Genomic DNA, 13,925 nt, shown 5'->3' with positions numbered 1-13,925 from the left:
ATGCCCACGATCGACCGCATCGACGGCTATGCCGACGAACTCACCGCTATCAGGCGCGACCTCCACGCCCATCCCGAGATCGGCTTTGAGGAAGTGCGCACCTCCGGTATCGTCGCCGACATGCTGAAGAGCTGGGGCATCGAGGTGCATCGCGGTCTCGGTGGCACCGGCGTGATCGGCGTCATCAAGGGCAAGGGCACGAGCACCAAGCGCATCGGCCTGCGCGCCGACATGGACGCGCTGCCGATGGAAGAGAACACCAATCTGAAATGGAGCTCGAAAATTCCCGGCCGCTTCCACGGCTGCGGCCACGACGGCCACACCACCATGCTGCTCGGCACCGCGCGCTATCTCGCCGAGACCCGGAACTTCGACGGCACCGTGCACCTGATTTTCCAGCCGGCCGAGGAAGGCCTCGGCGGCGCCCGTGCCATGATCAAGGACGGGCTGTTCGAGAAATTTCCCTGCGACGAGCTCTACGGCCTGCACAACGCGCCCGATCTCAACCACGGCGAGATCGCGATTCTGCCGGGCCCGGCGATGGCCGGCGCCGACTTCTTCGACCTCCGCATCACCGGCTACGGCGCGCATGGCGCGATGCCCGAGCGATCCAAGGACGCGGTGATCATCGCGACCACGCTGGCGCAGGCGATCCAGACCATCGTCAGCCGCAACGTCGAGCCGCTGCAATCCGCCGTCATCTCGATCACCCAGATCCATGCGGGCTCCGCTTATAACGTCATCCCAGGCGAAGCGCATCTTTGCGGCACCATCCGCACCTTCTCCAACGAAGTCCGCGCCATGATCAGCGAGCGCATCCGCACGATCTGCGCCGGCATCGCCGCCGCGTTCCAGTGCGAGATCGCGGTCGATATCCGCGACACGTTCGGCGTGCTGGTCAACCAGGTTGAGCAGTCCAAGGTGGTCGAGGAGGTCGCGCGCACCGTGGTCGATCCTGCCAACGTGATCACCCGCGCCCAACCGAAGATGGGCAGCGAGGATTTTGCCGACATGCTGCAGACCATCCCCGGCGCCTACTTCTGGGTCGGTCATGACGGCTCGGTGCCTGTGCACAATCCCGGCTTCGTGCTCGACGACAAGATCCTGCCGATCGGCGCCAGCATGTTTGCCCGCATCATCGAAACCCGCATGCCGGTGGGTGGCAATGCATAACGAGGGCGTCGAAGAGACGGTCACCTCGCTGCATGATCTGTCCGCGGTCGATCTGATCGCGGGCTATCGCGCCAAGCAGTTCTCGCCGAGCGAGGTGCTGGAAGACGTGCTTGCGCACGTCGCGGCGTGGGAACCGCATCTGAAGGCGCTCTATGCATTCGATCCCGACGGCGCGCGCGAGGCCGCAAAGGCCTCGACCGCGCGCTGGAGCGGCGGCGAGCCGTGCGGCGCACTGGACGGCGTGCCTGTTACGGTGAAGGATAACATCGCGACCAAGGGCGTGCCGGTGCCGCTGGGGGCTGCCAGCGTCAAGCTGGTGCCGGCCGAAAAGGACGCACCGCCCGCCGCGCGGCTGCGCGAGGCCGGCGCGATCATCTTCGCCAAGACCACCATGCCCGATTACGGCATGCTGTCCTCCGGTCTCTCCAGCTTTCACGCGCTCGCGCGCAATCCCTGGGACCTCTCCAAGAATCCCGGCGGCTCCAGCGCGGGTGCGGGCGCCGCCGCTGCCGCCGGCTATGGTCCCTTGCATCTCGGGACCGATATCGGTGGCTCGGTGCGCCTGCCGGCCGCTTGGTGTGGCCTCGTCGGATTGAAGCCGAGCTTCGGCCGCGTGCCGATCGATCCCGCCTATGTCGGCCGCGTCGCAGGTCCCATGACCCGCACGGTCGACGATTGTGCGCTGATGATGAGCGTGATCGCCAAGCCCGATCGCCGCGACGGGATGAGCCTGCCGGCCGAGCCGCTCAACTGGAAGGGGCTGGAGAAGTCTCCGCGCAAACTGCGCATCGGCCTGATGCTCGATCCCGGCGTCGGCCTGCCGCTGGACAAGCCGGTGCGCGAGGTCGCCGTGAAGGCGGCCAAGGCGTTCGAATCCGCCGGCGCGGTCGTGACCGAGGTCGACGGCATTCTCACACGCGACATGCTCGATGGCCTCGACAATTTCTGGCGTGCGCGCATGTGGGACGATCTGTCCAAGCTGACGCCGGCCGAGCAGGCCAAGGTGCTGCCCTACATCTTCAAATGGGGCGAGTCCGGCGCAAAGCTGTCGGGCGTCGACGTCATCCGCGGCTTCAATCAGACCATGGCGATCCGCGCAGCAGCAGGAAAGCTGTTCTGCGAGATCGACTATGTGGTCTCGCCGACCGCGCCGAACGTGAACTATCCGGCGGAATGGGCCTCGCCCACCAACGATCCCATGAAGCCGTTCGAGCACATCGCCTATACCGTACCGTGGAATATGTCGGAGAATCCCGCGATCTCCGTCAACGGCGGCTTCGACGCCAAGGGTTTTCCCATCGGCGTGCAGATCGTCGGCCGCCGCTTCGACGATATCGGCGTGCTCGGCATGGCCAAGACTTTTGAAGGTCTACGCGGCCCGCAGCGGCCCTGGCCGAGCCCGCCGGCGCGTTAGAATCGCATTTAGCGTCTGCGCACAACTGGTCATGCGCGGGCTCGACCCGCGCATCCATCCTCTTCGAAAAAGATGGATTGCCGGGTCAAGCCCGGCAATGACAGAATTGATTCAACAATGACAAGGGAAGGAAACCACCATGGCGTATGAGACGATCAAATACGAGGTCGCCGAGCAGATCCTCACCATGACGCTGAACCGGCCCGACAAGCTCAACGCCTTCAACGCGCAGATGCAAGCGGAGCTGATCGACGCGTTCGACGCCGCCGACAAGGACGACAATATCCGCGCCATCATCGTCACCGGCGCGGGCCGCGGCTTTTGCGCGGGCGCCGATCTTTCGTCCGGCGCCGATACGTTCGACCGCGACGCGCGCCGCGGTCCGGTGAAGCGGCTCGCCGACGGCAAGGTTGATTACAGCGATCCGCAGGTGCGCGATGGCGGCGGCCAGGTGACGCTACGCATATTCAAATGCTTGAAGCCCGTCATCGCTGCCGTGAACGGCCCCGCCGTCGGCATCGGCGTCACCATGCAGCTCGCGATGGACATCCGCATCGCCTCGGATGCCGCTCGCTTCGGCTTCGTGTTCTCCCAGCGCGGCATCGTGCCGGAGGCCGCGTCGAGCTGGTTCCTGCCGCGCATCGTCGGCATCTCGCAGGCGCTGGAATGGTGCTATTCCGGCCGCGTCTTCCCGGCACAGGAAGCGCTCTCCGGCCGTCTCGTCAGCAAGGTCGTGCCGCCCGATGATCTCCTGCCGACCGCGCGCGCACTTGCCAAGGAATTTGCCGCCAAAACCGCGCCGGTCTCGATCGCCCTGATCCGCCAGATGATGTGGCGCATGATGGGCGCGGACGATCCGATGGAGGCGCACAAGATCGACAGCCGCGGCATATACGCCCGCGGCCGCTCCGACGATGTGAAGGAAGGCGTGGTGTCGTTCCTGGAGAAGCGTCCGGCGCAATTCAAGAACAAGGTATCGACAGATATGCCGGATTATTTCCCGTGGTGGACGGAGCGGGAATATAAATAGTTCACGGTCATTCCGGGGCTCGCGAAGCGAGAACCCGGAATCTCGATTCCGGGTTCGCCCTTCGGGCTCCCCGGATGACGGTGGTAAAACTCAATCCATCACCAGCGCCACGCGGCCGATTGCCTTGCGCTCGATCAGCAATCGCATCGCCTTTGCATAATCTTCCAGCGGCAGGCGATGCGAAACGTGGGGGCGCAGCTTGCCCTCCTCCGCCCACCGCAAGAGCGCCTTCAGGCGCACCTCGCCAAGCTCAGGATTCCTTCGAACCGCTTCGCCGGCGCGCACGCCTAGCACGCTCGCGCCCTTGATCAACAGGAGATTGGTCTTGGCCGAACCGATGCCGCCGGTAAAACCAATCACCAGCAATCGCGCGCCCCAGGCGATGCAGCGCATCGAATCCTCGAACACCTGGCCGCCGACGGGATCGAACACGACATCCGCGCCGCGGCCGTCGGTGATGTGCTTGACAGCATCGCGAAACGGCTCGCGATCGTAGCGGACGAGATGATCGGCGCCGCGCGATTTCGCGATCGCCAGCTTCTCGTCGCTGGAGGCGGTTGCGATCACGGTCGCACCCAGCATCTTGCCGATCTCGATGGCCGCGAGACCGACGCCGCCGCCGGCGCCATGCACCAGCAGCACCTCGCCCGGCGCGACCCGGCCGCGATCGATCAGTGCATGATAGGCCGTGCCATGACCGGCGAGATAGGTCGCGGCCTCAGCATGGTCGAAAGTGGACGGCTTAGGGGTGAGTTGCGATGGCGTCACCACCGCTTCATCCGTGAAGGCGCCGTGGCGCATCTTCACGATGACCTTGTCGCCGACGGCAACGCCCCTCGCCTCCGCAGCCACCTCGATGACGTCCCCGGCAGCTTCCATGCCGGGCGTGAACGGCAGCTCCGGCTTGAGCTGATATTCGCCCGCCGCCATCAGCACGTCGGGAAAGTTCAGGCCGGCAGCGCGGATCGCAACGCGCACTTCGCCGGGCTTTAGCGGCGGCGACGGAAACTCCTCCAGCCGCAACGTCTCGGGCGCGCCGAGTTCACGGCAGATGACGGCCCGCACCATCAGGCCGCACTCGCCTTGGCGCGCAGCAGCGCCTCGCGGATCAGCGGCAGGCGGTCGTTGCCAAAGTACATGTCGGTCTTGCCGACGAAGATCGTCGGCGAGCCGAAACCGCCACGCGCCACGACCTCTTCGGTATTGGCCTTGAGCTGGTCCTTGATGCCCTGCTCTGCGATGCCCGCGAAGAATTTCTGCTCGTCGATGCCGACCTTCTTGCAGATGTCGGCGAGCACCGCGTCCTGCGAGATGTCCCTGTCCTCGCCCCAGTAGGTCTCGAACACGGCCGTGGCGAACGGCACCATGTCATTGCCGAGCCAGATGCAGCCGCGCATCGCCTTGACGCTGTTCACGGGAAACACGGTCGGCGGCATCTTGATCGACAGGCCTGCCGAGCGCGCCCAATCGGCGATATCCTTCTTCATGTAACGCGCCTTGAGCGGCACCGGCTTTTCGCGCTGCGCGTAGACGCTCGGATTGACCGTGTTGAAGATGCCGCCGACCAGGATCGGCCGCCAGATGATCTCCGCGCCGAGCTCTTTCGCCAGCGGCTGGATGTTGTGAAAGGCGAGATAGGTCCAGGGGCTGGAACAGTCGAAGAAGAATTCGATCATGGCGTTTCCGGTCCGGCGTCGCGGGGTTGACGACTTTTGTCGTTCTGTACCTCGACGTTAAGACATGGCAGGAAGAGGCGCAACATAACCCGCCGGGAGGCCGCCATGCTGTTTCCAACCACGATCGCCGGCTCCTTGCCGAAGCCGGAATGGCTCGCCGAGCCCAACATGCTGTGGGCGCCCTGGAAGTCGCAGGGCGAGGAGCTCTTGCGCGCCAAGCGCGACGCGACGCTGATCTGGCTGAAGATCCAGGAGGACGCCGGCATCGACATCGTCACCGAGGGCGAGCAGGCCCGCCAGCATTTCGTGCACGGCTTCCTGGAGAAGGTGGAAGGCATCGACTTCGCGCACAAGGTAGAGATGGGCATTCGCAAGGACCGTTACAAGGCGATGGTGCCGCAGGTAGTCGCGCCGCTTCGGCTCAAGGGCCGCGTTCATGCCGACGAGGCGCGCGTCGCGCGCTCGCACACGAAGAAGAAGCTGAAATTCACGCTGCCCGGCCCCATGACCATCATCGACACGATTGCGGACCGCTATTACGGCGACCGCGTGAAGATGGCGTTCGCTTTCGCCGAGATGCTGAACGAAGAGGCCAAGGCCCTCCAGGCCGACGGCGTCGATCTCGTGCAGTTCGACGAGCCCGCCTTCAACGTCTATATGGACGAGGTCAACGACTGGGGCATCAAGGCGCTGGAGCAGGCGGCGCAGGGTCTCACCTGCGCCACCGCCGTGCACATCTGCTATGGCTACGGCATCAAGGCCAACACTGACTGGAAGGCGACGCTCGGCAGCCAATGGCGGCAGTATGAGCAGATCTTCCCGGCAATCGATGCCAGCCCGATCCAGCAGGTCGCGATCGAGTGCCGCAATTCGAAGGTGCCGCTCGACCTGCTGGCGCTGCTCAAGGCCAAGATCGTGCAGGCCGGCGTGATCGACGTGGCCAGCGACACGGTGGAGACGGCGGACGACGTCGTGAAGGTGATCGAGGCAGTGTCGAAATTCGTCCCAAAGAGCAACATCATCGCCACCACCAATTGCGGCATGGCGCCGATGCGGCGGGAGATCGCCGAAGCCAAGCTGATGGCGCTCGGCGCCGGCGCGGCGCTGGCGCGCGAGAAACTGGGGTAATGGCACGGGCGGGCGCTGTGCTAAGGCAGCGCCGTCGGATGCAACACGGGCGCGTAGCCGGAGTTCAATGTGCGCAGCGTCGAGGGCGGCGTCAGTAACGTCGCTTCGCCAAGCTGACGCTCGACTGCGGTATAACCCGCCGGCGACCACAACAGCGCCCTGCCCCGCATCACCAAAAAACTGTCCTCGCCCTGCTGAACCATTGCGCCGTCGGGGAGCTGGTCGAGCGGCACCAGCAAGACGTGCAGTCGTTTGCTGCCGTGATCGAGCCGCTCATGATGCAGCACCGTGTCGATGTCGTGCATGCGGACGCCGTGCACGCGATTGCCCTTTTCCCACGCAGCCCGGAAGCGATTGGCATCGTCGCGGCGGCAGTAGAAGCAGGGGCGATGGCCGGCGGCGAGCGCAGTGGCCTCGTCCAGGAAGAACAGCTCGGTCCAGCTTCGCTGTGCCATCACCTCGCGGCGCCGTCCGCGGAATTCGCAAGTGCAGGTGAGCCAGGCCGGCGACGACCACCGCTTCCTCAGCAGCGTCTTCGTCGCCGGATCATGGATGATGCCGCGGTTGCCGGTGAACAGGCCGCGATGGGGCGTGGCAATGATCTCACCGGTCGGCGTGACGCGATTTTGCAGCGGGCGAGTAGCGAATGGCGAATTGCGAATTGGGGATTCACTACTGGCCATTCGCCACTCGCCATTCGCACTCTCTCACGCCGCCCCGTCGCGAAGCGGCGGGTGGTAGGACAGCGCAGTGTCCCAGGGGAAGAAGATCCAGGTATCCTGCGACACTTCCGTGATGAAGGTATCGACCAGCGGACGCCCCATCGGCTTGGCGTAGACGGTGGCGAAATGCGCATTGGGCAGCATCTCGCGCACCAGCTTGCCGGTCTTCCCGGTATCAACGAGGTCGTCGACGATTAGAAGCCCCTTTCCGGTGCCGCCGCCGAGCTTCATCGCCGCCTCGGAAATACTCTTGAGGACCTGGAGCTCGCCCTGCTTGTTGTGGTCGTAGCTGGCGATGCAGACCGTATCGATCACGCGCACGCCGAGCTCGCGCGCCACGATCGCGGCCGGCACCAGGCCGCCGCGGGTGATCGCGATCACTGCATGGAACGGACCGACCTCGTTGAGACGCCAGCTCAGCGCCCGGCAATCCCGGTGGAATTGGTCCCAGGAGACCGGGAAGGCCTTGCCCGCCCGTTCCTGCGCGCTGAGTTCCGGTGCTTCACCCGCCATTGTCGTCTCCTGCTTCGTAAAACGTCCGGCAAGCCGGGCGCTTTAGCGGGTGATGTTCAATCCCGCCAGCATTTCCTTCACTGCCGCCATCGCCGCCGCGAGCTTATCCGCATCGCGCGAGCGCACCACCAGATTGGTGTTCGGCCTTTGCTCCTCGTCCATGAAGGGATAGCTGCCGATGATGGTGTCGGGATGGGCGGCCGCGATCGCGCGCAGCGGGCTGCCGATGTCGCCCTCGCGCGCATTGGCGCGGACCGATTCGGAAAGCATGCGCACGCCGGATTTCAGCTTGGGCGAGACGATATCCATCATCGCCTGCATGATCGAGGGCACGCCGGCCATCACGATGACATTGCCGATCTTGAAGCCCGGCGCGAGGATGGTCGCGCTCTGGATCAGCTCAGCACCGTCAGGGATGCGAGCCATGCGCAAGCGGGCCTCGTTGAGGTCCTGCTCGCTCCAGCGCTCGCGGAAGCGGGCGACCACCTCCGGGTGATGGTCGATGCCGACGCCGAAGGCCTTGGCGACGCTGTCGGCCGTAATGTCGTCATGGGTCGGGCCGATGCCGCCGGTGGTGAAGACATAGGTGTAGCGGTGCCGCAGTGCATTCAAGGCGGCGATGATGTCGTCCTCGTCGTCGGAGACGATCCGGACTTCCTTCAAGTCGATGCCGATATTGGTCAGGTACTCGGCGATGAACCCGATGTTCTTGTCCTTGGTTCGGCCGGACAGGATTTCGTCCCCAATGACCAGAATGCCCGCCGTGACGATCTCGCTCATAAACTGTCCCTCACCTGTGGCGCCAACTTTGCCGAGGTAACGCGTTGAAGTCACGCGGTTTGCCGCCGAAATAAGCAGTCCTCAGCCATTTTTTCAGGCAAGCCGCCGGCCATCCCCGGCAAATGCCCGTCCTCCATGCTTATCGCGCTGGCCCGCCCCTTGCTACCACATGAAAGTCATGCACTCTTGCCGCATGGCCACAGGACGTTGCGGTCTCCACCAAGGCCGGCGCGACTTGGCTCATGTCGCAACGCCTGGGGAGAACAGTCGGGATCTATGGCAGTCGCGTTTGATGAAATGAATATTCCCGGCGGCGACCTGCGCCCTGCTTATCAAGAGCTGGCGCGTTGGCTCAAGGAGACGCCTCCCGAGGCGCTCGAATATCGCCGCCAGGAGGCGGAACTGCTGTTCCGCCGCATCGGCATCACCTTTGCGGTCTATGGCGAAGCCGAGTCGACCGAGCGCCTGATCCCGTTCGACGTGATCCCGCGGATCATGTCCGGCAAGGAATGGGCGCTGCTGGAGAAGGGCCTGAAGCAGCGCGTGCGTGCGCTCAATATGTTTTTGCGCGACATCTATCACGGCCGCGATATCCTTCGTGCCGAAATCGTACCCGACGATCTGATCTTCCAGAACCCGGTGTTCCGGCCCGAGATGAACGGCCAGCAGGTGCCGCACGACGTCTATGTGCACATCGCCGGCATCGACATCGTCCGGACCGACGCTGAAGACTTCATCGTGCTGGAGGATAATGCGCGGACGCCTTCGGGCGTGTCCTACATGCTGGAAAACCGCGAGATCATGATGCGGCTGTTTCCGGATCTGTTCGCCCGCCACAGGGTGGCGCCGGTCGAACGCTATCCGGACGAGCTTCTCGCCGCGCTGCGCTCGGTCGCGCCGCAAAGCGCCTCCGGCGAGCCGACCGTCGCCCTGCTCACGCCCGGCGTCTACAACTCCGCCTATTACGAGCACTCGTTCCTGGCCGACAAGCTCGGCATCGAGCTGGTCGAGGGCCGCGACCTCGTTGTCAAGAACAACGAAGTGTTCATGCGGACGACGGAGGGGTTGAAGCGGGTTGACGTGATCTATCGCCGCGTCGACGACGATTTCCTCGATTCCCTCACCTTCCGCCCCGACTCCGTGCTCGGCGTGCCGGGCCTGATGTCGGCCTATGCGGCCGGCAACATCACGCTCGCCAATGCTGTCGGCACCGGCATCGCCGACGACAAGGCGATCTACTCCTACATGCCCGACATCGTAAAATTCTATCTCGGCGAGGAGCCGATCCTGAAGAACGTGCCGACCTGGCGCTGTCGCGAGCCGAAGGATCTCGCCTATGTGCTGGACAATCTTGGCGAACTCGTCGTCAAGGAGGTCCATGGCTCCGGCGGCTACGGCATGCTGATCGGCCCCGCCGCGACGAAAGCCACGATCGAGGCCTTCCGCGAGAAACTGAAGCGTGAGCCGGAAGGCTTCATCGCGCAGCCGACGCTGGCGCTCTCGACCTGCCCGACCTGCACCGCAAGCGGCCTCGCCCCGCGCCATGTCGACCTGCGGCCTTTCGTGCTCACGGGCAGCAAGCGCACCACGATCGTGCCGGGTGGGCTGACACGCGTTGCACTCAAGGAAGGCTCTCTGGTCGTCAATTCCAGCCAGGGCGGCGGCACCAAGGACACCTGGATTTTGGACGAGTAGAGACATGCTGTCGCGTACCGCCGAAAACCTCTACTGGCTCGCTCGCTACGTCGAACGGGCCGAATACCTCGCGCGCACCATCGATGCGACGCTGCGCGTCACCGCGCTTCCCGCCGCCTATATCGGCAAGACCAATGAATGGGACTCGGCGCTGCTCACCGCCGGTGTCGCCGGCAGTTTCTATCAGCAATATGAGGAAGCCAACGAGCACAACGTCGTCGATTACCTCTCGTTCTCGGCGGGAAACCCGTCCTCGATCAAGAACTGCATCGAGGCGGCCCGCCTCAACTCGCGCTCGGTGCGCACCGCGCTCACCAGCGAGATGTGGGACACCATCAATTCGGCCTGGATCGAGCTTCAGGCGGTCTGGAGCAAGGGCACGTCCACGCGGGAGGACCTCGCAAAATTCCTGCGCTTCGTGCAGGAGACCTCGCTGCGCTTCGACGGGTCGGCCTACCGGACCATGCTGCGCAACGACGCCTACTGGTTCTCGCGGATGGGCGTGCATCTCGAACGCGCCGACAACACCGCGCGCATCCTCGATGTGAAGTATCACGTGCTCTTGCCCGAGAAAGAGCATGTCGGCGGCCCGCTCGACTTCTATCAGTGGAGCTCGATTCTGCGCTCGGTCTCGGCGCTGACGGCCTATCACTGGGTCTATCGCGAGACGCTGAAACCGTGGCTGATCGCAGACCTGCTCATCCTCAACGACACGCTGCCGCGCTCGCTGGCAAGCTGCTACGGCAATCTCGTGCGCAACCTCGACCAGATCGGCGTCGCCTATGGCCGCCAGGGACCCGCTCAGCGCCACGCCCGCGGCATCCGCAACCGGCTGGAACACAGCAATATGAACGACATTTTCCAGCACGGCGTGCATGAATTCATTCAGGAATTCATTACCGACAATTCCAGGCTGGGCGAAATCATCACCAAGCAGTATTTGATCTGATACAGGCTGTCATGCCGGGGCGCCCCAAGGGCGAACTATGGTGCGCAATTGCGCACCTGAGAATCTCGAGATTCCCGGTCTGGTCCTTCGGACCATCCCGGAATGACGGAGCAAGTTAATCACCATGCGCCTGCGAATCCAGCACACCACGACCTATCGCTACGAGCCGCCGGCGACCAGCGTGATCCAGATCCTTCGGATGACGCCCGGCAGCCATGACGGGCAGTATGTGGCGGAATGGCAGATCGATGTCTCGACGGACACCAAGCTCGACACGCACGAGGACGCGTTCGGCAACGTCACCAATGTGCTATCCTGCGGTTCCGTCGGCGACATCAAGATCACCGCCGAAGGCCTGATCGAGACCCACGACACCGGCGGCGTGCTGCGCGGCACGGACGAGCGCTTTCCGGCCGGCATGTTTCTGCGCTCAACCGACCTCACCTCCGTCAATCCGGCGATGATGGCGGTTGCGCGCCAGTTGCGCAGCGAGGCCGAGAGCGACACGCTCGGCTTCCTGCACACGTTGATGACCGAGATCGGCGATCACATGACCTTCGACGAGGACCCGACCAACAGCGGCACCTCGGCGGCGGAGGCGTTCACGCTCAAGCGCGGCGTCTGCCAGGACTACGCGCATATCTTCATCGCCTGCGCACGCAGCGGTGGCGTGCCGGCGCGCTTCGTCTCCGGACACTTCCTGCGCTCGGACGGCACGGTGCACCAGGAGGCCGGCCACGCCTGGGCGGAGGCCTACGTGCCCGATCTCGGCTGGGTTGGCTTCGATCCCGCCAACAGCATCTGCGCCACCGACGCCCATGTCCGCGTCGCGACCGGACTCGATTATCTCGGCGCAGCCCCCGTGCGCGGCACCCGCTATGGCGGCGGCACGGAGACGCTGACGGTGGCCGTCAAGGTCGAGCAGGCCGGCCGCGGCGGGCAGTCGCAATCGCAGTCACAGCGGCAAAGCTAGCTCGTCGTTCCGGGCGTGCCTCGGCACGCGTTCGGAATCCATTGGGCCGCAGAGTTAGCGGAGGAATGGATTCCGGCTTCGCGATTACGTCGCGCCCCGGAATGACGACATGATCCCTGGGAATCGGGGGTTGGAGCGGCTCCCGAAATTGGCTAGTAATTCCGCGCAAACGCGTTCGGGGACGGGAAATGACCTATTGTTGCGGAATCCTGGTTCGGGACGGTCTGGTGATGATCGCCGATACCCGCACCAATGCCGGCCTCGACAACGTCTCGACCTTCCGCAAGCTGCACATCTTCTCCAAGTCCGGCGAGCGCATCATGGCGATCGCCAGCGCCGGCAACCTCGCCATCAGCCAGTCGGTGCTGTCGACGCTGACGGAAGGCCTGGAGGACCCCGACACGGGCGAGATCGAGACGCTGATGAACGCGCCGACCATGTTCCAGGCCGCCCAGCGCATCGGCCGGGCGATCCGGGCCGTGCACGCGACCGAAGGGCCGGCGCTGAAGTCCGAGGACGTTTCCTTCGACGTCTCCTTCCTGTTCGGCGGCCAGATCAAGGGCTCCCGGATGCGCCTGTTCATGATCTACACCGCCGGCAATTTCATCGAGTGCACCACAGATACGCCGTACTTGCAGATCGGCGAGCACAAATACGGCAAGCCGGTGCTCGACCGCGCCATGCACTACGACGTCGAGTTGTACGAGGCGCTGAAGACCGGCCTGATCTCGATGGACTCCACCATGCGCTCGAACCTCGGCGTCGGCCTGCCGATCGACGTGCTGGTGGTGCGCAACGATGCCTGCGAGGCCGATCTCAATCACCGCATCGAGGCGGGCGAGCCCTATTTCCACGATTTGCGCTCGCGCTGGTCGGCGGCGTTGCGCGCCGCACATCAGAACATTCCGCGCCCGCCCTACAAGAACGAAAAAGAACCCAAAAGCTGACAGCATGACAAAAGGCAAGAAACGATGAGTGAAGCAAAAAAGATCGCAGTGGTGACGGGTGCTGGCACCGGTGTCGGGCGTGCGGCGTCGCTGGCGCTGATGAACACCGGCTTCACCGTGGTGCTGGTCGGGCGCAGGCTCGACATGCTCGAGGAGACCGCAAAGCTCGGCCCCGCAGGAAAAAGCCTGTGTGTCACCGCCGACATGACCAAACCGGAGTCGATCGCGGCGCTGTTTGCCAAGGTGAAGGAGACCTATGGCCGCCTCGACCTGCTCTTCAACAACGCCGGCATGGGCGCGCCGGCCGTCAACTTCGAGGATCTCAGCCTTGAGCAGTGGCAGGCGGTGGTGAACACCAACCTCACCGGCCCGTTCCTGTGCACTCAGCACGCCTTCCGCATCATGAAGGACCAGACCCCGCGCGGCGGCCGTATCATCAACAATGGTTCGATCTCGGCACACGCGCCGCGGCCGTTCTCTGCCGCCTATACCTCGACCAAGCACGCCATCACGGGTCTCACCAAGGCGTCCAATCTCGACGGCCGCATGTATGACATCGCGGTCGGCCAGGTTGATATCGGCAATGCCGCCACCCCGATGACCGACCGCATGGTCAACGGTCCCGGCGTGCTCCAGCCCGACGGCACCACCAAGCACGAGCCGCGCATGGATGCCAAGGCGGTCGGCGATGCCGTCGCCTACATGGCGAGTTTGCCGCTCGACGCCAATGTGCTGACCATGACAGTGATGGCGACCAAGATGCCGTTCGTGGGGCGGGGGTAAAACAAAAGAACGCAACGCCTCCACAATCATCCTTGCGAGCGCGGCGAAGATTCCATGGGGGTGGATAGCGACCAAGTCTGAGGCCAGACTGAGGTTGCATCCATTCAACCTGGAGACGACGATGTTGCTCGATCATCCTATC

Annotated in this window: 14 protein-coding genes; 9 read left to right on the top strand and 5 right to left on the bottom strand. The window is 64.1% G+C overall.

Features of this window, described 5'->3' with window-relative positions; genetic code table 11:
- The 3 genes from IVA98_RS26955 (at window position 1) to IVA98_RS26945 (ending at window position 3,617) form a co-directional block, all read left to right on the top strand.
- Window positions 1-1,173 carry a M20 aminoacylase family protein gene (locus IVA98_RS26955; RefSeq protein ID WP_247296292.1) on the top strand — a complete coding sequence of 391 codons (1,173 nt, stop codon included), beginning with the start codon at window positions 1-3 and terminating at the stop codon, window positions 1,171-1,173.
- On the top strand, window positions 1,166-2,587 hold the full coding sequence (locus tag IVA98_RS26950) for an amidase (protein WP_247296290.1): 1,422 nt from the start codon (window positions 1,166-1,168) through the stop codon (window positions 2,585-2,587). Before IVA98_RS26955 ends, IVA98_RS26950 begins: the two co-directional genes overlap by 8 nt.
- 139 nt (window positions 2,588-2,726) lie before the next feature.
- A complete protein-coding gene (locus IVA98_RS26945) occupies window positions 2,727-3,617 on the top strand; it encodes a crotonase/enoyl-CoA hydratase family protein (protein ID WP_247296288.1) in 891 nt (296 codons plus the stop codon).
- Window positions 3,618-3,707: 90 nt separating this feature from the next.
- On the opposite strand, the gene IVA98_RS26940 is transcribed toward IVA98_RS26945, so the two are convergent.
- Entirely contained in the window at window positions 3,708-4,685 is a 978-nt protein-coding gene (locus IVA98_RS26940; protein WP_247296286.1) for an NADPH:quinone oxidoreductase family protein, read from the bottom strand.
- Window positions 4,685-5,293: a 2-hydroxychromene-2-carboxylate isomerase gene (locus IVA98_RS26935; protein ID WP_247355784.1), complete on the bottom strand. Its 609-nt coding sequence runs from the start codon at window positions 5,291-5,293 to the stop codon at window positions 4,685-4,687. Before IVA98_RS26935 ends, IVA98_RS26940 begins: the two co-directional genes overlap by 1 nt.
- 105 nt (window positions 5,294-5,398) lie before the next feature.
- Between IVA98_RS26935 and IVA98_RS26930 the strand changes: the two genes are divergently transcribed.
- Window positions 5,399-6,421: a methionine synthase gene (locus tag IVA98_RS26930; protein ID WP_247296284.1), complete on the top strand. Its 1,023-nt coding sequence runs from the start codon at window positions 5,399-5,401 to the stop codon at window positions 6,419-6,421.
- Between the two features lie 20 nt (window positions 6,422-6,441).
- On the opposite strand, the gene IVA98_RS26925 is transcribed toward IVA98_RS26930, so the two are convergent.
- From IVA98_RS26925 to IVA98_RS26915, 3 genes are read right to left on the bottom strand one after another with little or no spacing between them, the layout of a single operon-like run.
- Window positions 6,442-7,104, bottom strand: a complete 663-nt coding sequence (locus IVA98_RS26925) for a hypothetical protein (RefSeq protein WP_247296282.1) — start codon at window positions 7,102-7,104, stop codon at window positions 6,442-6,444.
- A 24-nt stretch (window positions 7,105-7,128) separates the two neighbouring features.
- Window positions 7,129-7,656 carry a xanthine phosphoribosyltransferase gene (gene gpt / locus IVA98_RS26920; RefSeq protein WP_247296280.1) on the bottom strand — a complete coding sequence of 176 codons (528 nt, stop codon included), beginning with the start codon at window positions 7,654-7,656 and terminating at the stop codon, window positions 7,129-7,131.
- A gap of 42 nt (window positions 7,657-7,698) precedes the next feature.
- Window positions 7,699-8,436 (bottom strand): competence/damage-inducible protein A, encoded by a 738-nt coding sequence (locus tag IVA98_RS26915; protein WP_247296279.1) that lies wholly within the window; start codon window positions 8,434-8,436, stop codon window positions 7,699-7,701.
- Between the two features lie 276 nt (window positions 8,437-8,712).
- Between IVA98_RS26915 and IVA98_RS26910 the strand changes: the two genes are divergently transcribed.
- The 5 genes from IVA98_RS26910 to IVA98_RS26890 all read left to right on the top strand — a co-directional run bounded on the left by IVA98_RS26910 (window position 8,713) and on the right by IVA98_RS26890 (window position 13,783).
- Window positions 8,713-10,131 (top strand): circularly permuted type 2 ATP-grasp protein, encoded by a 1,419-nt coding sequence (locus IVA98_RS26910; protein ID WP_247355783.1) that lies wholly within the window; start codon window positions 8,713-8,715, stop codon window positions 10,129-10,131.
- A gap of 4 nt (window positions 10,132-10,135) precedes the next feature.
- The gene (locus tag IVA98_RS26905; RefSeq protein WP_247296275.1) at window positions 10,136-11,080 is read left to right on the top strand and encodes an alpha-E domain-containing protein; all 945 of its coding nucleotides are present in this window, start codon (window positions 10,136-10,138) and stop codon (window positions 11,078-11,080) included.
- A gap of 124 nt (window positions 11,081-11,204) precedes the next feature.
- On the top strand, window positions 11,205-12,053 hold the full coding sequence (locus tag IVA98_RS26900; RefSeq protein WP_247355782.1) for a transglutaminase family protein: 849 nt from the start codon (window positions 11,205-11,207) through the stop codon (window positions 12,051-12,053).
- A 188-nt stretch (window positions 12,054-12,241) separates the two neighbouring features.
- Window positions 12,242-13,000 (top strand): proteasome-type protease, encoded by a 759-nt coding sequence (locus IVA98_RS26895; RefSeq protein WP_247355781.1) that lies wholly within the window; start codon window positions 12,242-12,244, stop codon window positions 12,998-13,000.
- 24 nt (window positions 13,001-13,024) lie between these two features.
- Complete coding sequence (locus IVA98_RS26890) at window positions 13,025-13,783, top strand: SDR family oxidoreductase (RefSeq protein WP_247296269.1); 759 nt, start codon at window positions 13,025-13,027, stop codon at window positions 13,781-13,783.
- The last annotated feature ends 142 nt before the right edge of the window (window positions 13,784-13,925 follow it).

The organism is Bradyrhizobium sp. 160, from assembly GCF_023073735.1.
In the GTDB taxonomy this organism is placed as follows: domain Bacteria; phylum Pseudomonadota; class Alphaproteobacteria; order Rhizobiales; family Xanthobacteraceae; genus Bradyrhizobium.
Note: the sequence above shows the minus strand (reverse complement) of the source record. Positions and strands in the feature narration are given on the sequence as shown.

Bases quoted from the DNA above. Each gene is read 5' to 3' on its own strand.
- IVA98_RS26890 (WP_247296269.1), top strand. From the start codon at position 13,025: ATGAGTGAAGCAAAAAAGATCGCAGTGGTGACGGGTGCTGGCACCGGT.
- IVA98_RS26895 (WP_247355781.1), top strand. From the start codon at position 12,242: ATGACCTATTGTTGCGGAATCCTGGTTCGGGACGGTCTGGTGATGATC.
- gpt (WP_247296280.1), bottom strand. From the start codon at position 7,656: ATGGCGGGTGAAGCACCGGAACTCAGCGCGCAGGAACGGGCGGGCAAG.
- IVA98_RS26950 (WP_247296290.1), top strand. From the start codon at position 1,166: ATGCATAACGAGGGCGTCGAAGAGACGGTCACCTCGCTGCATGATCTG.
- IVA98_RS26955 (WP_247296292.1), top strand. From the start codon at position 1: ATGCCCACGATCGACCGCATCGACGGCTATGCCGACGAACTCACCGCT.
- IVA98_RS26915 (WP_247296279.1), bottom strand. From the start codon at position 8,436: ATGAGCGAGATCGTCACGGCGGGCATTCTGGTCATTGGGGACGAAATC.
- IVA98_RS26945 (WP_247296288.1), top strand. From the start codon at position 2,727: ATGGCGTATGAGACGATCAAATACGAGGTCGCCGAGCAGATCCTCACC.
- IVA98_RS26940 (WP_247296286.1), bottom strand. From the start codon at position 4,685: ATGGTGCGGGCCGTCATCTGCCGTGAACTCGGCGCGCCCGAGACGTTG.
- IVA98_RS26935 (WP_247355784.1), bottom strand. From the start codon at position 5,293: ATGATCGAATTCTTCTTCGACTGTTCCAGCCCCTGGACCTATCTCGCC.
- IVA98_RS26910 (WP_247355783.1), top strand. From the start codon at position 8,713: ATGGCAGTCGCGTTTGATGAAATGAATATTCCCGGCGGCGACCTGCGC.
- IVA98_RS26900 (WP_247355782.1), top strand. From the start codon at position 11,205: ATGCGCCTGCGAATCCAGCACACCACGACCTATCGCTACGAGCCGCCG.
- IVA98_RS26925 (WP_247296282.1), bottom strand. From the start codon at position 7,104: ATGGCCAGTAGTGAATCCCCAATTCGCAATTCGCCATTCGCTACTCGC.
- IVA98_RS26930 (WP_247296284.1), top strand. From the start codon at position 5,399: ATGCTGTTTCCAACCACGATCGCCGGCTCCTTGCCGAAGCCGGAATGG.
- IVA98_RS26905 (WP_247296275.1), top strand. From the start codon at position 10,136: ATGCTGTCGCGTACCGCCGAAAACCTCTACTGGCTCGCTCGCTACGTC.